This is a genomic window from Microbacterium sp. SGAir0570 (assembly GCF_005491085.2).
GTDB classification, from domain to species: domain Bacteria; phylum Actinomycetota; class Actinomycetes; order Actinomycetales; family Microbacteriaceae; genus Microbacterium; species Microbacterium arborescens.
In genome coordinates, this window is sequence record NZ_CP027929.1 from 1,062,921 (window position 1) to 1,084,038 (window position 21,118).

19 protein-coding genes are annotated in these 21,118 nt (G+C 70.7%); 10 read left to right on the forward strand and 9 right to left on the reverse strand.

Annotated elements, in window-relative coordinates; all coding sequences use genetic code 11:
- Position 1: 1 nt before the first annotated feature.
- Positions 2-1,846, forward strand: coding sequence for a glycoside hydrolase family 3 protein (locus C1N74_RS04965; RefSeq protein ID WP_137750105.1), 1,845 nt, complete (start codon positions 2-4; stop codon positions 1,844-1,846).
- Positions 1,847-1,883: 37 nt separating this feature from the next.
- On the forward strand, positions 1,884-3,038 hold the full coding sequence (locus tag C1N74_RS04970; RefSeq protein ID WP_023951832.1) for a LacI family DNA-binding transcriptional regulator: 1,155 nt from the start codon (positions 1,884-1,886) through the stop codon (positions 3,036-3,038).
- On the opposite strand, the gene C1N74_RS04975 is transcribed toward C1N74_RS04970, so the two are convergent.
- Positions 3,028-3,897: a fumarylacetoacetate hydrolase family protein gene (locus C1N74_RS04975; RefSeq protein ID WP_023951829.1), complete on the reverse strand. Its 870-nt coding sequence runs from the start codon at positions 3,895-3,897 to the stop codon at positions 3,028-3,030. The genes C1N74_RS04970 and C1N74_RS04975 overlap by 11 nt on opposite strands.
- A gap of 86 nt (positions 3,898-3,983) precedes the next feature.
- Between C1N74_RS04975 and C1N74_RS04980 the strand changes: the two genes are divergently transcribed.
- The 3 genes from C1N74_RS04980 to C1N74_RS04990 all read left to right on the forward strand — a co-directional run bounded on the left by C1N74_RS04980 (position 3,984) and on the right by C1N74_RS04990 (position 6,424).
- Entirely contained in the window at positions 3,984-5,153 is a 1,170-nt protein-coding gene (locus C1N74_RS04980; protein ID WP_137750106.1) for a PrsW family intramembrane metalloprotease, read from the forward strand.
- A 185-nt stretch (positions 5,154-5,338) separates the two neighbouring features.
- Positions 5,339-5,707: an FKBP-type peptidyl-prolyl cis-trans isomerase gene (locus C1N74_RS04985; RefSeq protein ID WP_137750107.1), complete on the forward strand. Its 369-nt coding sequence runs from the start codon at positions 5,339-5,341 to the stop codon at positions 5,705-5,707.
- A gap of 162 nt (positions 5,708-5,869) precedes the next feature.
- Positions 5,870-6,424 (forward strand): YceI family protein, encoded by a 555-nt coding sequence (locus C1N74_RS04990; RefSeq protein WP_023951824.1) that lies wholly within the window; start codon positions 5,870-5,872, stop codon positions 6,422-6,424.
- 75 nt (positions 6,425-6,499) lie between these two features.
- On the opposite strand, the gene C1N74_RS04995 is transcribed toward C1N74_RS04990, so the two are convergent.
- Positions 6,500-7,804 carry an MFS transporter gene (locus C1N74_RS04995; protein ID WP_023951822.1) on the reverse strand — a complete coding sequence of 435 codons (1,305 nt, stop codon included), beginning with the start codon at positions 7,802-7,804 and terminating at the stop codon, positions 6,500-6,502.
- A 118-nt stretch (positions 7,805-7,922) separates the two neighbouring features.
- Here C1N74_RS04995 and rpsO point away from each other — a divergent pair, with 118 nt between their 5' ends.
- Positions 7,923-8,192, forward strand: a complete 270-nt coding sequence (rpsO, locus tag C1N74_RS05000; RefSeq protein WP_023951820.1) for a 30S ribosomal protein S15 — start codon at positions 7,923-7,925, stop codon at positions 8,190-8,192.
- Positions 8,193-8,377: 185 nt separating this feature from the next.
- Here the strand turns inward: rpsO and C1N74_RS05005 are convergent, their stop codons facing one another.
- The gene (locus C1N74_RS05005) at positions 8,378-9,391 is read right to left on the reverse strand and encodes an isopenicillin N synthase family oxygenase (protein ID WP_064956939.1); all 1,014 of its coding nucleotides are present in this window, start codon (positions 9,389-9,391) and stop codon (positions 8,378-8,380) included.
- Positions 9,392-9,400: 9 nt separating this feature from the next.
- Positions 9,401-10,564, reverse strand: coding sequence for an acyltransferase family protein (locus tag C1N74_RS05010; RefSeq protein WP_064956938.1), 1,164 nt, complete (start codon positions 10,562-10,564; stop codon positions 9,401-9,403).
- Positions 10,565-10,711: 147 nt separating this feature from the next.
- On the opposite strand from C1N74_RS05010, the gene C1N74_RS05015 reads away from it, so the two are divergent.
- The gene (locus C1N74_RS05015; protein WP_036305013.1) at positions 10,712-11,908 is read left to right on the forward strand and encodes an LLM class flavin-dependent oxidoreductase; all 1,197 of its coding nucleotides are present in this window, start codon (positions 10,712-10,714) and stop codon (positions 11,906-11,908) included.
- Positions 11,905-12,549 carry a CE1759 family FMN reductase gene (locus C1N74_RS05020; protein WP_023951815.1) on the forward strand — a complete coding sequence of 215 codons (645 nt, stop codon included), beginning with the start codon at positions 11,905-11,907 and terminating at the stop codon, positions 12,547-12,549. The genes C1N74_RS05015 and C1N74_RS05020 overlap by 4 nt, the downstream gene beginning before the upstream one ends.
- Here the strand turns inward: C1N74_RS05020 and C1N74_RS05025 are convergent.
- The gene (locus tag C1N74_RS05025) at positions 12,461-13,144 is read right to left on the reverse strand and encodes a DedA family protein (RefSeq protein WP_023951814.1); all 684 of its coding nucleotides are present in this window, start codon (positions 13,142-13,144) and stop codon (positions 12,461-12,463) included. The genes C1N74_RS05020 and C1N74_RS05025 overlap by 89 nt on opposite strands.
- Before the next feature lie 150 nt (positions 13,145-13,294).
- Here C1N74_RS05025 and C1N74_RS05030 point away from each other — a divergent pair, with 150 nt between their 5' ends.
- Positions 13,295-15,283: a GDSL-type esterase/lipase family protein gene (locus C1N74_RS05030; protein ID WP_088380787.1), complete on the forward strand. Its 1,989-nt coding sequence runs from the start codon at positions 13,295-13,297 to the stop codon at positions 15,281-15,283.
- 114 nt (positions 15,284-15,397) lie between these two features.
- On the opposite strand, the gene C1N74_RS05035 is transcribed toward C1N74_RS05030, so the two are convergent.
- Together C1N74_RS05035 and C1N74_RS05040 are read right to left on the reverse strand one after the other, a co-directional pair.
- Positions 15,398-16,078 carry a response regulator gene (locus C1N74_RS05035; RefSeq protein ID WP_064956934.1) on the reverse strand — a complete coding sequence of 227 codons (681 nt, stop codon included), beginning with the start codon at positions 16,076-16,078 and terminating at the stop codon, positions 15,398-15,400.
- Positions 16,075-17,403: an ATP-binding protein gene (locus C1N74_RS05040; RefSeq protein ID WP_309147422.1), complete on the reverse strand. Its 1,329-nt coding sequence runs from the start codon at positions 17,401-17,403 to the stop codon at positions 16,075-16,077. Before C1N74_RS05040 ends, C1N74_RS05035 begins: the two co-directional genes overlap by 4 nt.
- A gap of 90 nt (positions 17,404-17,493) precedes the next feature.
- Here C1N74_RS05040 and C1N74_RS05045 point away from each other — a divergent pair, with 90 nt between their 5' ends.
- The gene (locus tag C1N74_RS05045; protein ID WP_023951808.1) at positions 17,494-18,942 is read left to right on the forward strand and encodes a cation:dicarboxylate symporter family transporter; all 1,449 of its coding nucleotides are present in this window, start codon (positions 17,494-17,496) and stop codon (positions 18,940-18,942) included.
- 137 nt (positions 18,943-19,079) lie between these two features.
- Here the strand turns inward: C1N74_RS05045 and C1N74_RS05050 are convergent, their stop codons facing one another.
- Positions 19,080-20,594 (reverse strand): HNH endonuclease signature motif containing protein, encoded by a 1,515-nt coding sequence (locus C1N74_RS05050; RefSeq protein WP_258318008.1) that lies wholly within the window; start codon positions 20,592-20,594, stop codon positions 19,080-19,082.
- Between the two features lie 128 nt (positions 20,595-20,722).
- Entirely contained in the window at positions 20,723-20,905 is a 183-nt protein-coding gene (locus C1N74_RS05055) for a DUF5302 domain-containing protein (protein ID WP_036304634.1), read from the reverse strand.
- Positions 20,906-21,118: the final 213 nt, after the last annotated feature.

Here is a 21,118-nt window from a genome sequence, read left to right on the forward strand (position 1 = left end):
CATGCGACCCGAATTCCACACCGCCCCCGACGGAACCCGCTTCCGCGACCTCAACGGCAACGGCATCCTCGACCCGTACGAGGACCCGCGCCTGACCCCCGAGGAACGCACCGACGATCTTCTCGGCCGGATGTCGCCGGCCGAGAAGATCGGCCTCATGTTCCAGACCGTCATCGAGATCGGCCCCGACGGCGAGCTCCTCGAGACGCCGGGGGCCATCTCGAAGTCGCCCACGACCGATGTCGTGGTCGGCAAGAACATGACGCACTTCAACGTGCACGCCATCCGGACCGCCCGCGAGGGCGCGCGCTGGAACAACAACCTCCAGCGTCTCGCCGAGCGCACGCCGCACGGCGTCCCGGTCACGATCAGCACGGATCCGCGGCACGCCTTCGTCGAGAACACCGGGGTCGCCTTCTCGGCGGGACCGTTCTCGCAGTGGCCCGAGCCGCTGGGTCTCGCCGCTCTCGACGACCTCGAGGTCATCGAGCAGTTCGCCGACGTCGCCCGACGCGAGTACTGCGCGGTCGGCATCCGAGCCGCGCTGCATCCGCAGATCGACCTGCCCACGGAGGCGCGATGGGGGCGGCAGGCGCAGACCTTCGGCTTCGATGCCGAACGGGTCTCGCAGATCACCGCCGCCTACCTCCGGGGCTTCCAGGGCGACGAGCTCGGTACCGAGAGCGTCGCCTGCACGACGAAGCACTTCCCGGGCGGCGGGCCTCAGCTCGACGGCGAGGACGCGCACTTCCCGTACGGCCGCGAGCAGGTGTACCCGGGCGGCATGTTCGACTACCACCTCGAGCCCTTCCGCGAGGCGATCCGGCGCGGCACGGCCGGCATGATGCCGTACTACGGCATGCCCGTCGGACTCGAGCGGAACGGGGTGCCGATCGCCGAGGTGGGGTTCGCCTACAACCGTCAGATCGTGACGGACCTCCTGCGCGACGAGCTCGGCTACGACGGCGTCGTCGTCACGGACTGGGAGCTCGTCAACGACAATCACGTCGGCGATCAGGTGCTGCCGGCGCGGGCGTGGGGCGTCGAGGATCTCGACCCCACCGAGCGGATGCTGCGGCTGCTGGATGCCGGTGTCGACCAGTTCGGCGGCGAGGAGTGCACGGAGCTGCTGGTCGACCTCGTCGAGTCCGGCACCGTGCCCCTCGAGCGCATCGACGTGTCCGCCCGCCGCATCCTGCTCGTGAAGTTCCGGCTGGGCCTCTTCGACGACCCGTACGTCGACGAGGACGCGGCCGAGCGCATCGTCGGCAACGCCGATTTCCGCGAGCTCGGGACCCGCGCGCAGGCGGAGTCGCTGACCGTCCTGCAGAACCGCGACGACGTGCTGCCCATCCGCTCGGAGCCCCGGCTGAGGATCTACGCCGAGAACGTCGGCGACAGCGCACTCGCCGCGTACGGCGACCGCGTCGAGCGGCCCGAGGATGCCGACGTCGCGATCGTCCGTGTCGGAGCGCCCTTCGAGCCCCGCGACGACCTGTTCCTCGAGAAGTGGTTCCACCAGGGTTCTCTCGACTTCGGGCCCGGACTCGTGTCGCGGTTGGGCCGTGTCGCCGCCCACGCCCCGCTGGTGCTGGTCGTCGGTCTCGACAGGCCCGCCGTGCTCACCCCCTTCGTCCCCATCGCCTCGGCGATCGTCGCCGACTACGGCAGCTCGGATGCCGCGGTGCTCGCCGCTCTCACCGGCGCCGTGCCGCCGCGGGGAACGCTGCCGGTCGAGATCCCGCGATCGATGGAGGCCGTGCGCCGCTCCCGGACCGACGTCCCGGGCGACACGGACGAGCCGATCTTCCCGCGGGGGACCGGGCTGTCGATCGTGCCGGCGTGAGGCGCGTCGGTAGACTCCCCGGGGAATCGAGGTAGTCATGGTGGTCGGACGGCCCACGGTGTACGACGTCGCGGAACGGGCCGGGGTGTCGATCGCGACGGTCTCCTTCGCGTTCCGGCGCCCCGACAAGGTGCGCACCGAGACGCGTGACACGGTGCTGCGTGTCGCGCGCGAGCTCGGATACGTCCCGAGCGGATCGGCCCGGAACCTCGCACGCGGCCGCACCGGTGTGCTCGGGCTGCACCTGTTCGACCTGCTGGTCGAATCGGCGCCGCCCGTCGAGACGGGGCTGTCCGCGGGCGCGCCGTCCGCCGGGCCGACGCCGCCACCCGGGCTCACCGATCTCGCCGAGCTCGACCTCGACGTCGACCTGATCGCCTGGGACGCCGACGAGGACGTCCGCCGGAGTGCTCCGCGCACCTTCCCGCTCTACGTCGACGAGATCCAGCGCGGCTTCGTGCTCGAGTGCAAACGGGCCGGCACCGCGGTGCTGCTCAGCACCGGGGGCCTGGGAGCATCCGAGATCGCCGACACGGCGGGCCAGGTCGACGGCCTCGCGATCCTCCCGGGGCCGACGGTGACGGCATCCCTCGGCTCGGTGTCGTCGACGCTTCCGGTCGCCGTGCTCAGCTCGCCGCTCGGCGACGCGCACCACGTCCTCGCCGACAACGCGGGCGGGGAGCGGATGCTCGTCGAGCATTTCGTCGAGGTCCACGGCGTCTCCACCTTCGGGTGGATCGACGCGCCCGCGGGCTTCGACACCGACGAGCGCCGCGCTGCCTTCTTCGAGGCCGTCGCGGCCCATCCCGGCGCGAGCGCGGAGATCATCGACACCGTCGAGCTCGAGCGCGCGCCGGTTTTCCCGGGGCTCAGCTCACGGGCGCACGCGGGCACGCTGCCTGACGCGGTCCTGTGCGCGACCGATCAGATCGCGCTCGCTGCGCTCGACGTGCTGCACGCCCGCGGCGTGCAGGTGCCGCACGACGTCCGGCTCGCGGGCTTCGACGGCATCCAGGCGGCGGGGATGTCGTCGCCCCCGCTCACCACCGTGCGTCAGCCGATGGAACTCATGGGGCGCATCGCCGCCCACCTGCTGCTGAACGATCCGGGCGACGGGTCAGCGCGCCGAAGCGTGCGCGTCGAGGTGGGACTCCGGGTCGGCGGGAGCTGCGGGTGCGCGGTCAGTCCGTGATGCGGCAGTGCGTCCGCAGCTCGCCGATCCCGTCGATCCCGACGGTCACGACGGAGCGGTCGCGCAGGAAGATCTGCGGGTCGCGCGAGTAGCCCGCTCCGCCCGGGCTGCCGGTCGAGATGAGCGTGCCGGGCAGCAGCGTCGCCGCGGTCGAGAGGTGCGCGACGAGCGTGGCCACCGATCGGATCATCTGCCCCGTCGAGGCGTCCTGCACCGTCTGTCCGTCGACGACCGCCCAGATGTGGAGGTCCTGCGGGTCGGCGATCTCATCGGCGGTCACCACGTACGGCCCCGTCGGGGTGAACCCGTCGAACGACTTGCAGCGCGACCACTGCGCCTCGGAGAACTGGATGTCGCGCGCGGTGATGTCGTTGACCACGGTGTAGCCCCAGACATGGTCGAGGGCGGCGTCGGCGGTCACATCCTTCGCCGCCGTTCCGATGATGACGCCGAGCTCGGCCTCGTAGTCGACGGACTCGCTGAGGCTCCGCGGCCACGACGTGATGGCCTCGTGAGCGGTGAGCGAGTTCGGCCACAGGGTGAAGACGGTGGGTGCGGTGTCGGCCTTCAGGCCCAGCTCGCTCGAGTGCGCCGCGTAGTTCAGGCCGACGGCGAGGACGATCGGCGGGGCCAGGACGGCCGACGCGAACGCCGAACCGTCGATGCCGTGCCACGCGACGTCGTCGCCCGTCGAGGCATCGGCGACGCGGGCGAGCCCGTCGTCACCGAGCTCGATGAGCTGCTGCAGACGCTCGGGTGCGCCGGCGAACAGGTCGCCGACGAAGGTGGCCCGGTCGTCGTCGACGAGCACGAGGCGGGGATCGTCGGCCCCCGCGGTCATCACGTGGGCAAAGCGCATACTGTCAGGCTACCCGGCTCGCGACTCGGTCGCGGCGCGGGCTGCTCATCATCGGGCGGAGCCCGCTCGCGCCTTAGGGTGGGGGCGTGTCGTTCCCGTCGCCCCTGTCGCAGCCGCAGCCCGGTCATCCCGGTCCCATCCCGGCCGCACCGACGTCGCCGCCCGTCGTGCCGGTGCGGGCACGCCCCGGGGGATGGGCCGCCCTCTGGGTGGGCGCCGTCCTCGTGCTGCTGCTGCTCGGACTCGTCGCCTACCTGGTCTCCTTTCTGGGGTGGTTCGCGGCGATCGTGGGTGCGGTGCTGGCCCTGCTTCCGCTGCTCGGCGTGCTCTGGGCCGTCCGCATCGTCGATCGGTGGGAGCCCGAGCCGCCGCGGCTGCTGTGGCTCGCCCTCGGGTGGGGAGCCGTCGCCTCGGTGGTCATCGCGCTGGGCGTCGACCTGCTGGTGACGATCGTGGCCGGTCCCGCGCGCGACCCGCTCGCGCAGGCGATGGGGAGTGTCGTGCAGGCGCCGATCGTGGAGGAGATCGCGAAGGGGCTCGGCGTCCTCCTCATGCTCCGCATCGGCCGCCGGTACTTCGACGGCCCCGTCGACGGCGTGGTCTACGGCGCGATGATCGGTGCCGGCTTCGCCTTCACCGAGAACATCCTCTACTTCGCCGACAGCCTGATCACCGGCGGTATCGCGCAGGTGTCGGTGACCTTCGTGCTGCGCGGCATCCTCTCGCCCTTCGCGCACGTCATGTTCACCGCCGCCACGGGGTTCGCGGTCGGACTCGCGGTGCGCCGCGGCGCGCGCGGCAGCGCCGTCTTCGGGCCGTGGGCGGCCGGTCTCGCCGTCGCGATCCTGCTGCACGCGCTCTGGAACGGTTCGGCCGCCTTCGCCGACTTCTTCGCTCTCTACGTCACGCTGCAGGTGCCCCTGTTCATCGGATTCGTGCTCGGTGTCCTGCTGCTGCGACGCGAGGAGGCGCGGCTCACGCGGGAGCGCCTCCACGACTACGCGGCAGCGGGATGGTTCACCCCCGTCGAGGTCGACCTCCTCGCCACCGGGGGAGGCCGGCGGCGCGCGCTGGCCTGGGCGCGGACCCTCCCCGGTGACCGCAGCGAGACGATGCGCGCCTTCATCGCCGAGGCCACGCGTCTGGCTGCGGCGCGGCAGCGGGCGCTGACCGGCCGTGACGATCGGGCCCTCGCCGACGAGCGCGAGCATCTCGCCCGGGCCACGCGCCTGCGCCAGACGCTGTTGCGCCCGTGACGCGGGACCGGGACGGCGCCGCCCGGTGAAAGACTCAGCGCCCGGTGCTGCGGCGATGCCTGCATGTCTCCCGGGCGCTGAGTTGGCCTGCCCTCATGATCCTCCCGCCGCCGCGCCGCGTCAAGAGGCGCGCTCGGACGGGCGCCGCGTTGCACCGGCCCGCGCCCTCGGGTTGGATGGACACCATGACTGACGACCGCACCAAGCCCGAGATCGACGCCCCCGAGGGTCCCGCGCCCGATGACCTCGTCGTTCGCGACCTGATCGTCGGCGACGGCGCCGAGGCCAAGCCCGGCGACACCGTCACCGTCCACTACGTCGGCGTCGAGTACACCTCCGGCGAGGAGTTCGACTCGTCGTGGAACCGCGGTGAGAGCATCCAGTTCCCGCTGCGCGGACTCATCCAGGGCTGGCAGGACGGCATCCCGGGCATGAAGGTCGGCGGACGCCGCGAGCTCGTGATCCCGCCGCGCCTGGCGTACGGCCCCGCCGGCGGCCACTTTCTCGGCGGCAAGACCCTGATCTTCATCATCGACCTGCTCGCGGTCGGCTGAGCGGGCGAATACCTCTCGACGGGCGGATGCTGCGCGACGCGGCATCCGCCCGTCGCCGTTCGGCCACCGAAAATTTACATTCGCGGGAATAGGCTGTGCGAGGGTCGCGTTGCCGCCCCTGTACGCCGGACCCCTCCCGGACACCTACGACGAAGGACGATCATGACCACGACCACCGACATCCCCGGTTACAAGGCTGGCACCTGGGTGCTCGACGCCTCCCACAGCGAGGTGGGCTTCAGCGTCCGCCACATGATGATCTCGAAGGTGCGCGGCACCTTCGCCGTCGCCGAGGCGACCATCGTCGCCCCCGAGAACCCGCTCGAGCTGACGCTCGACGCCAAGGTCGACGTCGCCTCGATCAACACCAAGGACGAGGGGCGTGACAACCACCTCCGCAGCGCCGACTTCTTCGACGTCGAGAAGTACCCGAACATCACGTTCGTCTCGACCGGTGTGCGTCAGCAGGGCGGCGACTTCCTCGTCGACGGCGACCTCACCATCAAGGACGTCACCAAGCCGGTGACCTTCGAGGTCGAGTTCGGTGGCTTCGGCACCGACCCGTGGGGCAACTACAAGGCCGGCGCGACGGCGAAGACCGTCATCAACCGCGAGGAGTTCGGCCTCACCTGGAACGCGGCGCTCGAGACCGGCGGCGTGCTCGTCGGCAAGGACGTCACGATCGAGCTCGACCTGCAGGGCTCCATCCAGGCCTGATCGCCCGGATACCCACGAGGGGCGGATGCCGCGGCATCCGCCCCTCGTCGTGTCATCGGCCCCGGTTCGGCCGGCTCAGGGCGTCGGGTGTGCCGCATCGTAGGAACGGAACGCGGGGGCCAGGCGAACGAGCAGCGCCACCAGCCCGACGATGATGAACCCGCCGAGCAGCGGCGGGAACCACAGCGCCGTGACCGTCGCGAGGGTGCCGGCGTACAGCGCGCCCAGACGCGGACCGCCCGCCACGACGACGATGAACAGGCCCTGCAGGCGGCCCCGGATCGCGTCGGGGACGGCGGCCTGCACCATTGTGTTCCGGTAGATCGAGCTGACGTTGTCGGCAGCGCCCGACCCGGCCAGGGCGATCGCCGCGAGGGCGATGAGCGCGACGTTCGCGGAGTCTTCGCCCACGTTTCCGGGGGAGAGCACGCCCAGCGAGCCCGCGAGCAGGACGCCGCCGAACAGGGCGATCGTGATGCCGTAGGCGATGATCGCCCGCTCGATTCCGCGCCCGTGCATCGGGTAGCGCGCGATCGGTCCCGAGAACAGGCTCGAGAAGAACGCTCCGACGGCGATGGCGGCCGTCAGCAGGCCCGTGGTGATCGCGCCGCCACCGAGGAGGACGGCCCCGATGGCCGGGAAGAGCGCGGTGGGCTGCCCGAAGGTCATCGCGATGATGTCGAGGATGAACTGCAGCCGGATGTTCTTCGCCCGCTTGATGAATCGCCAGCCGTCGGCGAGCGAGCGCAGCCCCGGGCGCACGACGGCGCCCTCCGGGCGAATGCTGGGCAACGACCAGAGGCCGAGGAAGAGGGCGCTCATCAGCACGAGGTCGATCGTGTAGGTCCAGCCGTAGCCGGTGAAGGCCACGAGCAGCCCGGCCGCGGCCGGCCCGACCGAGACCATGATGCCCATCGTGATGCCCCCGAGCGCCGAGGCTGCGGGCAGCAGCTCGCGGGGGATCAGCCGCGGCACGATCGCCTGCCGTGCCGCCATGACGACCGAATTGGCCGCGGAGTTCACGACCGCGATGGCGTACAGCCACGCGACCGTCTCGCCACCGCTCCAGGTCAGGACCATCAGGACGGCCGTCGAGGCGAACGTCACGGATGCCGCGATGAGGGCGACCCGCCGCCGGTCGAACGCGTCGGCGAGCATGCCCCCGTAGAGGCCGGCGATGATCATCGGCACGAGCCCGGCGACAGCGATCATCGCGACGGCGAACGTCGACGCCGTCAGGTCGTACATGTGGAGCATGATCGCGACGATCGTCAGTTGCCCCCCGAGACCCGCGAGGGTCGAGCCGACCCACATGCGCGCGAAGGCGGGGGAGGTGGTCAACGGCCGCAGATCGATGAGGTGATCCCGACGCAGGCGCATCAGACGAGCCTAGATGACTGGTACAGTGGAGCGGTTGCCGTTCGATCGGCCGCGGATAAAGAGAGCTCGCACATCGGGTGACGGGCGCCGCGCAATGAGAAGGAAGGGGATCCCATCTATGGCACTCGAAGCAGACGTCAAGAAGGCGATCATCGAAGAGTACGCGACGCACCCCGGTGACACCGGATCCCCCGAGGTGCAGGTCGCGCTCATGTCGCAGCGCATCAAGGACCTCACCGAGCACCTCAAGACCCACAAGCACGACCACCACTCGCGCCGTGGGCTCTTCCTGCTCGTCGGTCAGCGCCGTCGACTGCTCGGCTACCTCCAGGAGCTCGACATCCAGCGTTACCGTACGCTGATCGAGCGCCTCGGTCTCCGCCGCTAAGGAGAGCGACTCCGCGCACAATCGCGCAAAACATTCTTGCGAAGGCCGTCCCAGGTGTGGGGCGGCCTTCGGCTTTTCCCGAGCCGGCGCCGCGAGAACGTACCTTCACCGCGAGAACGTACGCCATCTGGTACGTCGTCGCGGAGACGGTGCGTGCTCAGCGGCGGGTGTTCGGCGGGGTGTGCTCAGCGGCGGGCCGCGGCGAGCAGATCGGCGTGCCAGCGCTCGGCGACGTCGGGGTGGGCCCGCAGGCGCGACTTCAGTGCGTTCTCGCCGTGGACCCCGTGGATGGGGTTGCTCGGGTCCTTCGTGACGCCCTTCGCCTCGGCGGCGAGCTCTGCGGGCAGCTCGATGAGCGGGAATCTGGCGTCGAGGGCGGGGTTGAAGAAGAACGGCACCGAGATGCGGTCGTCGGGGTACCGCGGCGACACGACGCGGTGGTTCGTCGCGATGAGATAGCCGTCGGTCGCGTACTCGAGCAGTTCGCCGATGTTGACGACGAAGGCTCCCGGCACCGGTGGAGCGTCGACCCATTCGCCCTCGCGCTGCACCTGCAGCCCGCCCTTGCCGGGCTCGACCCACAGCAGCGTCAGGGCGCCCGAGTCCTTGTGCGCCCCGACGCCCTGCTGCGGTGTCGGGTCGTCCTTGCCGGGGTAGCGGACGATCTTCAGCAGCGTCTGGGGTTCGCCGAAGTGGTCGTCGAAGTACGTCGAGGGCGCGCCGAGCGCTTCGGCCCAGGCGCGGAGCAGGCGCCGCGCGACCTCCGAGAGGTGGGCGACCCACGCATCGGCGACCTCACGCAGCTCGGGCTGCGCCGCGGGCCAGAGGTTCGGCCCGATGAGGCGCGCGTAGTCGGGGGCCTCGGGATCGGTCACCGCGGGCCGCTCGGGGCCGATGTCGATCTGCTCGCGCCAGTCGACCCGGCCCTGGGTGAGCTCGCCGCCCACGCGCGTGTAGCCGCGGAAGTGCGGGCTGTTGACGTTCTCGATCGCGAGCTTGTCGTCCTCGGGCAGGGCGAAGAACTCCCGCGCGACGCGGTGCAGGCGGTCCTCGAGCCCCTCGGGGATGCCGGTGCCGGTGAGGTAGAAGAAGCCGACGTCGTGCGTCGCGGCGCGCAGCTCGTCGCGGAAGCGGGCGATGTGGTCGGCGTCGCCGTCGAGCTGCGAGAAGTCGAGAACGGGGAGGGAGAGCTCGCTCATGCAGCGAGGTTACGAGCCGTCTGCGGCATCCGCTCGATTGTTGCGCGGGATGACCGCGCCGGGCTCTCGCGGACGACGCGAGCCCGTCGGATCGTTGCGCCGGCCCTCGCGTCCGGCGAGCTCCGGGTCGCGGAACAGCCATGCGGGGCGCGGCTCGACGAGCCGTCGGAACAAGCGTCGCACCGGTGCTGTGGCGAGTCCGAGCGCGATGAGAACCGACGCGACGACGACGAGCGGCAGCCATACCCACGTCGGCTCGGCATCGCGCAGCACGCCCGATTCCCGGAACGGGTACAGCACGAACGAGTGCAGCAGGTAGACGTACATCGTGTACTGCCCGAGGCGGGTCCAGCGGTGCGAGCCGCGGGGGATGAGGGCGAAGAAGGATGCCGTGAGGGCCAGCGCCACGAGGACGAGGGCGATCCGCACCGCTCCCGCCCACCACTCGGAGCTGCCCGCGTCGGAGTAGCTCGCGTCGTAGAACATCCACTTGCCGAGGTTGATGTCGCGCCACGTGCCGATGAAGGCCCACGCCGCCCAGCCGGCGAGCCCGAGCGTCGCGATGGCCGCCGTCACGGTCGCGGCATTGCGTCGCAGCAGGTCGAACCTGTCGACCACGTCGCGGTCGCGCAGCCACCAGCCCAGGACGAAGAAGGGCAGGAAGCCGAGGGTGCGCGACAGCGACAGGGTCGAGTCGATGTTGGGGAGGTAGCCCGAGACGATCGAGATCGCGACGGCCCACAGCAGCGGCCACCGCAGGAGCGCGAGGTAGGGCAGCACGAGGCGGAAGATGCCCAGTGCCAGCAGGAACCACAGCGTCCACGAGGGCTGCGTCGGGTTGGGGTTCGCGTGTCCTTCGACGAGGAACTTCGTGAGCGTCCAGAGGCCCTCGAAGATCGCGTACGGCACGATGATGTCGGTGATGACGCGGGCCATCTGTCGCCGCGACGGCGGATCGGACTTCGAGAAGTAGCCCGAGATGATCGCGAACGCGGGCATGTGGAACGCGTAGATCACGAGGTACATCGCCATCGCGATGTCGGAGTCGTACGTCAGGCGCTGGACGGCGTGTCCCAGCACCACCAGCACGATGCAGGCGAAGCGGGCGTTGTCCCAGAAGGGCACGCGCCGCTTCGGGCGCGTTCCGGTCGTGCCGGTGGCGGGATGCGTCATCGTGGATGAAACACTATCCCGCGGGAATAGTCCGAGCGCGACGGCGTTGCATGGTTTATATTCATTTGCATGAAACGGATGCCGCGGCATCCGGGAAGGCGGACCGACGTGAACACGCACACGAGCGAACACACCGGCTGGTCGGGGATGCAGTTCGGCATCTTCTCCGTAAGCGACATCACGGCAGACCCGACGACCGGCCACACCCCGAGCGAGGCGGAGAAGATCCGCGCAGCCGTGACCATCGCCAAGCACGCCGAGGAGGTCGGGCTCGACGTCTACGCGATCGGAGAGCACCACAACCCGCCGTTCTGGTCGTCCTCGCCCACCACGACGCTCGCCTACATCGCGGCGCAGACCGAGCGCCTCATCCTCTCCACCGCCACGACGCTCATCACGACGAACGACCCGGTGAAGATCGCCGAGGACTACGCGATGCTGCAGCACCTGTCGGGCGGCCGCGTCGACCTCATCATGGGCCGTGGCAACACCGGCCCGGTGTACCCGTGGTTCGGCAAGGACATCCGTCAGGGTCTGCCGCTCGCGATCGAGAACTACGCCCTGCTGCACAAGCTGTGGCGGGAGGACGTCGTCGACTGGGAGGGCAAGTTCCGCACCCCGCTGCAGGGCTTCACCTCGACGCCCCGCCCGCTCGACGGCGTCGCGCCGTTCGTCTGGCACGGCTCGATCCGCACCCCCGAGATCGCCGAGCAGGCCGCCTACTACGGCGACGGCTTCTTCGCGAACAACATCTTCTGGCCCAAGGAGCACTACCAGCGCCTGATCGACCTGTACCGTCAGCGCTTCGCTCACTACGGCCACGGCACCCCCGAGCAGGCGATCGTCGGTCTCGGCGGCCAGGTTTTCATGAGCGCCAACTCGCAGGATGCCGTCCGGCAGTTCCGTCCGTACTTCGACAACGCGCCCGTCTACGGCCACGGCCCCTCGCTCGAGGACTTCAGCGAGATGACCCCGCTGACGGTGGGATCGCCGCAGCAGGTCATCGACCGATACGCCGCCATGCGCGAGACGTTCGGCGACTACCAGCGTCAGCTGTTCCTCATCGACCACGCGGGGCTGCCGCTGAAGACGGTCCTCGAGCAGCTCGACATCCTGGGCGGCGAGGTCGTGCCCGTGCTGCGCAAGGAGCTCGCGCAGGGCCGCGGCGCCGCGGTGCCCGACGCCCCGACGCACGCTGCGCGCGTCCGTGAGGTGTACGGTGACGGCCCCGCTCGCGAGGCGCGGCCCCGCGCCAACCGCGGCGACAACCTCAGCGGCCCTTCGCCCTACCAGGACGCCCCGGCGCCCGCAGGTTCGGCCTTCGGCGTGGCGGCGGCACGATGAGCGCGCGCCGGATCGCCGTCGTGTCGGCGGGGCTGTCGAACCCGTCGTCGACGCGGATGCTGGCCGATCGGCTGGCGACCGCCACGATCGCGGAGCTCGCGGCATCCGACATCACCGCGACCGCCGACGTCATCGAGCTGCGCGATCTCGCGCACGACATCACCAACAACCTCCTGACCGGCTTCGCGCCGCCCGCGCTCGAGTCGGCGATCAACTCGGTCGTCTCGGCCGACGCGCTCATCGCCGTGACGCCGATCTTCTCGACGAGCTACTCGGGACTGTTCAAGTCGTTCATCGACGTACTCGATCCCGACTCGCTCACCGGGAAGCCGGTGCTCATCGGGGCCAACGCGGGTACGGCACGGCACTCGCTGGCGATCGACTACGCCATCCGCCCGCTGTTCGCCTACCTGCACGCGGCCCCGGTCTCGACCGGCGTGTTCGCGGCATCGAGCGACTGGGGGAGCAAGGCCGACGAGGTCGCTCCGCTGAGCGCCAGGGTCGAGCGCGGGGCGCGTGAGCTGGCGGCGGCCGTCGTGGCACGCACGCCCGTCACCGACGCGGATCCGTTCGACCCGGCCTCGTACCTGGGCGAGGGCAAGTCGTTCGGTCATCTGCTGGGCGGTCTCGCGGGGGAGTGACCCGCTCGCGGCGCCGCGCGACGGCGGCCGTGATCAGATCGATCACGACGCCCAGCGCGAGCGCCGCGACGACCGACAGGACGACCGCGAGAAGCGGAGCATCGGGAAGAAGCGCGCCGATCGCCGCTCCGATGATGCTCTGATAGGCGGCCCAGGTCGTGGCCGCGACCGCGGCGACGGTGAGGAAGCGCGCGGCAGACACGCGCGTCGCGCCCGCGGTGAGGTTGACCGCGAGGCGCGCGAAGGGGATGAAGCGGGCGGTGAAGACGACCGTCGCCGTTCCCCGCTGCAGCCGAGCCCCCGCCCACGCGAACGCGCGCTGCACGCGCGGATGCCGCATCCACCGCCAGCGGCGGAGGCCGATCCGACGCCCCACGGCGTAGCAGAGCGCATCCCCGCAGAACGCCGCCGCCGCGGCGACACCGACGACGGCCGCCACGGGGGGATCGCCGGTCGACGCCGCGAGTGCTCCCGCCGCCGTCACCGCGATCTCCCCGGGAACGACGACCAGCACCGAGTCGAGCAGGACGAGCACGAAGACCGCGACGAGGAGCCACGGCCCGCCGGAGATCGCGTTCAGCAGGTCGGCCAGCACGTGGCATCTCTATCAGCCGGGGATGAACGGTGCGGGAACGGCGACGGTCAGGCATCCGCGAGGTGACCGGCCGCCGAGGAACGCGTGAACAGTGCGCGATACCTGCCGCATCCGCGCGCGCGAATGCGTCCCGGGCGACACCCTGGTCTCGTGAGAGTCGCGGTGGTCACCGAGTCCTTCCTCCCCCACATGAACGGGGTGACCGGTTCTGTGCTGCGGGTGCTCGAGCATCTCGAGCGTCGCGGGCATGAAGCCTTCGTCGTCGCGCCGGGTGCGGGCCGCCGGCATCCGCTTGCTGTTCCGGGCCGGTCGGTCAGGTCGATCCCGATGCCCCGCTATCCGGCGGTGCGCGTCGCCGCTCCGCCGGTGGCATCGGTCACCCGCGCCCTTCGTTCGTTCCGACCCGACGTCGTGCACCTGGCTTCGCCGTTCCTCCTCGGGTGGCAGGGGCTGCTCGCAGCCGACGGTCTCGGTGTGCCGAGCGTCGCCGTCTACCAGACCGACGTCATCGCCTACACCGAGCGCTACGGCCTGCCGCACGCCACCGCGCTCACGGCGGCACACGTGCGGCGACTGCATCGCCGCGCGACGCTGACGCTCGCTCCCGCCGATGCGGCGCGACGCCAGCTCGTCGGCCTCGGGGTGGATCGTGTCGCGATCTGGGGCCGCGGGGTCGACGGCATCCGCTTCGCACCGCATCGGCGCGACGAAGCGTGGCGGGCCCGGACCGTGCCGGGGGCGACGAGCGGCGAGGTCGTGGTCGGCTACGTCGGGCGGCTCGCACCCGAGAAGCAGATCGAGGACCTCGCCGCGCTGAGCTCGCTGCCCGGAGTGCGACTGGTCATCGTGGGCGACGGTCCGTCACGGGCCGGGCTCGAGCGCCTGCTGCCGGATGCCGTGTTCCTCGGGCATCTGCAGGGTGATGAGCTGGCGACGGCGATGGCGAGCTTCGACGTGTTCGTGCACCCGGGTGAGAGCGAGACGTTCGGACAGACCATCCAGGAGGCGCAGGCGAGCGGTGTGCCGGTCGTCGCGACCGGACGCGGGGGACCCCTGGATCTCGTCCGCAGCAGTGTCGACGGGTGGCTCTACCGGCCCGGTGACCCCGACGACCTCCGCAGCCGGGTCGCCGACCTGGCGGGTGACGCCGCCAAACGGCGAGCGTTCGGTGCCGCCGCGCGGGAGGCCGTCGCCGCGCGGACCTGGGAGAGCCTCGGCGACGCCCTGCTCGGCCACTACGAGCGTGCGGGTGAGCTGCATGCGCTCGACCGCGCGCGGCGCGCGCGGGTGTGGCCGCGAGCCGAGCTGCCCGCCGCCGCAGACGGACCACCGCTCTGGCGGCGCTACGTCGCGCTGGGCGATTCGATCACGGAGGGGCTCTGCGACACCTCTCGAATGCCCGCGGGCATGCACCGGGGCTGGGCCGACCGCCTCGCGCAGCTGCTCGCCTCGGCGGCGCCGCGCGTCGGCGGGGGAACGGGCGCCTTCCAGTACGCGAACCTCGCCGTGCGCAGCAGACGGGTGCGTCACCTCGTCGACGAGCAGGTGCCGGCGTGTCTGGCGCTGCGACCCGACCTCGTCTCGGTGCTCATCGGAGCCAATGATCTCGTGCAGGCACGGGTCGACGTCGCGAGCGTCGCCGACGAGGTCGAGATCGCCGTCCGGCGGTTGCGGGAGTCCGGCGCCGACGTGCTGCTCGCCACCGTGTTCCTTCCCGGCCGGGCCGCCGCGGGCATCTTCGCCCGCCGGTTCGCCGCCTACAACGCGCGGTTGCGGACGATCGCAGCGACGACGGGCGCGATCCTGGTCGATCTCGAGGCGGTGCCGGAGCTCGCCCGCCTGGAACTGTGGGCCGACGACAAGGTGCACCTGCGCTCGCGCGGGCACCGGCTCGTGGCTTATCGCGCCGCGGAAGCGCTCGGGGTGCCCCATGCCGAGGCGCTGGCCGGTCTCGACGAGGCCTTCCACCTCGATGACGACCCGGTTGTGCCCGGGACATGGCTGCGGCGCGATGCTCTGCCGTGGGTGTGGCGGCGCCTGCGCGGTCGTACCGCCGGCGACGGTGTCGCCCCCAAGCTCCCCGCCTACGTGCGCATCGGCCCCATGGACTCGCGCCGCTCGCCCTCCCCGCAGCAGTAGCCCGCGCCGCCCCGCCCCGCCCCGACCCGACGAGCGCGTACCGTTCCCGCGACAACGCACCTTCGGCGGTACGCGTTCACGGCACGGGTGCGTTCTCGGCGGAGCGGGCGGGGGTCACGCGCGCCAGCGGTACTCGGCCTCGGGACGGCCGGGGGTGCCGTAGCGCTGGGCGCGCTCGGCGCGGCCGGCGTCGGCGAGGTGTTCGAGGTATCGACGGGCGGCGACCCGCGACATCCCGAGCGCCTCCGCAGCCTCGCGGGCCGACAGGGCGCCCGCGTCGCGGAGCCGGTTCGACACGCGCTCGAGCGTTTCGGGGGCCAGGCCCTTCGGGATCGGCGCGGTGACCGGTCGCAGCGCTCCGAGCAGTGCGTCGATCTCGGCCTGGGTCGCTGCGCCCGTGGTCTCGCTCGCGCGTGCGCGGAATCGGGCGTACTGCGACATCCGTTCCTGGAAGTCGGCGAAGGTGAACGGCTTCACGAGGTACTGCACCGCGCCGAGGCCGACGACCTGGCGCACCACGTCCGCATCGCGCACGGAGGTGATCGCGATGACGTCGACATCGCGCGCTCGTGCTCGCAGATGACGGAGGACATCGAGTCCTGAGCCGTCCGGCATCGTCATGTCCAGCAGCACGAGGTCGATCTCGTCGGCGGTGGGACTGTCGAGGAGTGCCCGCAGCGCCGCGCGCGCCCCGCTGCATTCGGCCACGACACCGAACCCGTCGAGCCGGTCGATGTAGTGACGGTGCAGGTCGAGGGTGAGGGCTTCGTCGTCGACGAGCAGCACGCCGATCATGCTTGCCTCCTCGGCAGGATGACGCGGAACGTCGTCGGGTGGTGGTCGAGGGCGAGGGTACCGCCGGCGTCGTCGACGATCGCCGCGACGAGGGCGAGGCCTACACCGCGACCCTCGGCGGCGGCGGGCTTGGTCGAGAAGCCGTGCTCGAAGATCCGGCGCCGAAGCTCGGGAGGAACGCCGGTTCCCGAGTCGGAGACGGCGATCTCGAGCTCGTCCTCCTCGGTGCGCGTCATCCTGATCTCCACCCAGCGCGGTTCGGGTCCGGCGGCGGCGGCGTCGAGCGCATTGTCGATGAGATTACCGACGACCGAGACGGCGTCGACCGGCGAGAGCACCGAGCGAGGCGCGTCGGGTTCGATGCGGGAGCGCCACCGGATGCCGCGTTCCTTGGCCTGCGAGGCCTTGCCGAGCAGCAGCGCCCCGACGGTCGGGTCACCGTCGCGGCGGGCGGCGACCTCGTCGACCAGCACCTGGCTCTGCCGCGAGGTCTCGGCGAGGATCTCGATCGCTTCGGGGGTGCGACCCAGCTCGAGCAGGGCGATGGCGGTGTGCATGCGGTTGCCGTGCTCATGAGTCTGCGCCCGCAGGGCTTCGCCGAGGGTGCGGAGCGACTCGAACGACGAGACGGCGTCGCGGATGGCGCCGGCGGGCAGGTCTCCGGTGACCTGCCGCGTCGCCCGACGTGCGACGACGGCTCCGACGAGACCGGCTGCGAGAAGCGCGGCCGCGATGCCGATGACGACGAGGATGCGGGGCCCCAGAGTCGCCGCGATGCTGCCGATCGTCACGCCGACCGAGACCCACCCGACGACGGAGCCGTCGCTCTCCACGGGCACGATCGTGCGGATCGAGGGGCCGAGGGTGCCCGTGAACTCCTCGGTGAGGGCCCGGGGTGCGGTGGGGATGGAGCCGAGATAGCGCTCGCCGATCCGCTCGGGGTCGCGATGCGTGATCCGTATGCCGCCGGGATCCATGATCGTGACGAAGTCGACGCGCGCATCGACGATGACCTGTTCGACCTGGGGCTGCAGTGCTGCGGACGCGAGGTCGCGGTCGCCGGTGGCGAGGAGGTCGGCGACCTGCGCCGAGTCGGCGACGGTCTGCGCGACGGCCTGGGTGACGCGCTCCGCCTCGGACCGCGCCGACCGCTGCCCGTCGGCGATGAGGATGCCGGCGATCGCCAGGGTGAGGACCGCCACGGCCACGGCGATCGCCACGAACACCAGCGAGGCGGCGCTGCGGGTACGCGTCGTCATGCCGCTCTCGCTCTCGTCTTCATCGTCGGGTGCGCCCGGGTCGCGGGCCGCGACCAATACGACCATAAATCGGCGTGCGAGCGGAACAGTCCGACGCTGAGAGCGCACCGACAGAGACGTCGGCATCGGACAACGACTGTTCAGCTGGAGGAGACCATGGCTCTCACATCATCTTTCCGCCTGCCGGGGTACAACGCCCGGAAGGGCAAGCAGGCCTGGGACAAGCACACCTGGCTCTACGTCTCGGTCATCCTGGCGGTCGTGCTGGGCGCGATCGTCGGTCTCGTGTGGCCCACCTTCGCGGTCGGCCTCGAACCGCTCGGGAAGGGCTTCGTCAATCTCATCAAGATGATGATCGCGCCGATCATCTTCTGCACGATCGTGGTGGGCGTCGGCTCGATCGCCAAGGCCGCGACGGTCGGACGCATCGGTGGTCTCGCGCTGCTCTACTTCATGGTGATGTCGACGTTCGCCCTGGCGATCGGTCTCATCGTGGGCAACATCATCCACCCGGGTGAGGGGCTCAACATGCAGAGCGCGGTCTACGACGCCGGGACGGCGGCCGAGGCGAAGTCGACGACCGACTTCCTGCTCGGCATCATCCCCACCACGTTCTTCTCGGCGTTCACCGGTGAGAGCGTGCTCCAGGTGCTGTTCATCGCGCTGCTGGTCGGATTCGCGCTTCAGGGACTCGGTGAGAAGGGCGCGCCGATCATGAGCGCCGTGAAGAACCTGCAGACGCTCGTCTTCCGCATCCTCGGCATGATCCTGTGGCTCGCTCCGATCGGCGCCTTCGGGGCGATCGCCGCGGTGGTGGGCAAGACCGGTGTCGCCGCCATCGTGAGCCTCGGCGTGCTGATGATCGCGTTCTACATCACGTGCATCGTCTTCATCGTCGCGGTACTCGGCACGCTGCTCTACGCCGTGGCGCGGATCAACATCTTCAGCCTGATGAAGTACCTCGCACGCGAGTACCTGCTGATCGTCGGGACGTCGTCGAGCGAGTCGGCGCTGCCCCGCCTGATCGCGAAGATGGAGCACGTCGGCGTCTCGAAGCCGGTCGTGGGCATCACCGTCCCCACGGGATACTCCTTCAACCTCGATGGGACGGCCATCTATCTCACGATGGCGTCGCTGTTCATCGCCGCGGGTATGGGCGCCCCCATGTCGATCCCCGAGCAGATCGGCCTGCTGGTCTTCATGATCATCGCCTCGAAGGGTGCGGCCGGAGTCACCGGTGCGGGACTGGCAACCCTCGCCGGCGGTCTGCAGGCGTACCGCCCCGACCTCGTCAACGGCGTCGGCGTGATCGTCGGTATCGACCGCTTCATGTCGGAAGGTCGCGCGCTGACCAACTTCACGGGCAACGCCGTCGCCACGATCCTCATCGGAACCTGGACCCGCGAGTTCGACCGCGACCAGGCACGCGCCGTCCTCAGCGGAGAGCGCCCGTTCGACGAGGCGATGCTCTCCGGTCATGGTCACGACGGGATGTCGGACGACACCGGTGCCGTCAACACGCAGGGCCTCGGTGACGCCGCTCTCGAGGAGGCGGCGGCCAAGGAGGAGCGCGCTCGCCTCCGTCGCGAGGCCGCGACGCGCTGACCGTTCCCCTTGTCCGGCGGCCGCGGATCCGAGCAATCGGATGCCGCGGCCACCGGCGTTCCCGACGGCAGGACAAACCGGGTCGGCGGCGCGCGCAGGGCAACGCGCCCGGCGAGGAGAAGCTGGAACTCGACCGCTCAGAATGGCGCGGCCCCCGGGTCGGGTGGGTCTGTGGTCGTGAAGGCGACGAGGGGTGGTGGTGCGTCGTGGCGGTAGACCCGTCCGGTGGGTGAGGTCCAGACGAGCCGACCACCCGGAAGCTGTTGGACTCGCCAGCGGGTGTGGTGTTTGACGTCGTGGTGTCGTTTGCAGAGGTTCGCGAGGTTGCACACGTGCGTTGGCCCGCCCTCGGATGCGGCGATGGTGTGGTCGACCTCACAGCGGATGGCGGGTTGCCGGCATCCGGGGAACCGGCAGTGCCGGTCGCGGGCCCGCAGCAGTCGCACCATGGCGGCGGTGGGCCGGTAGGTGTCGCACTCCAGCACGGTCCCGGTGACGGGGTGGGTGAGGAGCCGGTCCCACGAGGTGGCGTTGCCCGCCAGCTCCCGTGCGGTTGCGGCATCGATGGGGGAGCGGCCAGCGAGATCCGCGGGCCCGTCGTCTTGCCCCATGAGGGTGAGCGCGGAGACCGCGACCTGCACGTGTGCCCGGATGGCTCCGAGGGTTCCGTTGCCGTCTCCCGTGCCGGTGGGGTCGAGGGCGGGTGTGCCGGCGAGGAGGAGGTCGCTGAGCACGTCGGCGCGGACCTGGTCGATCGTGCGGGCATCGTCGACGAACGACGACCCGTCGCAAATCGTCGTGTCGGCATCGCGACCGCCATCGTTGGCGTCGGCTCGCGCGCCGGCTCGTGCGTCAAGCGCGTCGGCTCGAGCGCCAAGCGCGTCGGCTCGAGCGCCAGCGCCACCGGACGCCGCGTCGGCTCGAGCGCCAAGCGCGTCGGCTCGAGCGTCAGCCCCGCTCGCGTCAACGCCCGCCGCGTCGGCCTGATGCCGCACGTTGATGATCTCCCGCGCCTGCCGGGTCAGCCGATCCACGATCCCGTCGGCGATGACGGTCGGCAGGGTCGCGATGAGATCCGACATTCCGTCCGCGCCGGCCTGCACCCGCACGCACCGCCCCGCCGCGGCCTCTTCATGCCGCTCCGTGAAACTCCGCGGGTGCATCCGTTCCGCGATCATCCGCAACGCGTCCCGCACTCGGTTCGGGGTCTCGCCCTCGCACCGCTTGACCGCGACCCGTTCGAACTCCGCCCGCTCCTCCGCGGGCACCAGGCATCCCGTCTCCTGGATGACCCGCACATGCCCGCGGACGATCCGCCCGTCCTCCCACGCCGCCATCGTCACCGGGTAGTTCTCCACCAGATCGCGCGCCTCGTCGATGCGGCGCTGCACGGTCCGGTCGGTCGCCGCGAACACCCCAGCCAGCTCGGCGGCGATCCCGCGCAACGCCATCTCACGCGCCTTGACCCTCTCCGACGCCCCAGCGGCCTGCTTCTCCGCGAGAACCCCAGCGGCCGCGAGCACCCGAACCTCCCGGATCTGCGCCGACCGCGCAGCATCCGCCGCCACCTCGGCATCCGCCACCAAAGCCGCGAGCGCAGTGACGTCGCCGTCGGTGCCCATCCCGCCGCTCAGCCCGCCATTCGAATACATGTTCGAATGATGTCACGGACCTCCGACATCGGTACGTCACTCTCCACAGCCCCCCGAAGAGCTCGAAGAACGCACCCGGGGCCCGGACGCGTCAGCATCCGAGCCCCGTCGCGGGTGGTCGTTCGGTCTCACCCGCTCTTGCGGCGGAACTCCCGCTTGGTCATCGCACCGTGCGACGCGTGCACCGACGAATCGCCGTCGAGGTGCGCCTCTCCCGTGCGGTGCTGGGCGTTCTTCTTCTCGAGCGCCTCGCGGAACTTGCGCTTGACATCGTCGGATGCCGCGCCCGCGGGCTTGTCTGCTTCGCTCATGAGGCCACGATACGCAGGCGAGGGTCTCGCTGGTAGGCTGGGGCAGGTTGCCGTCCGGCACCCGCTCAATTCAACACTGAGCTCATGGAGCGGATCCGGCAGGAAGCTGGTCCCCTGTGGTGGGTTCCCATCCCGATCGAATCCCGGTCGCGGAGATGGTGATCTTCGACTGGTGACCAGCGCAGGCGGTTCTCGCGGTTTCGTCCGCGCGCC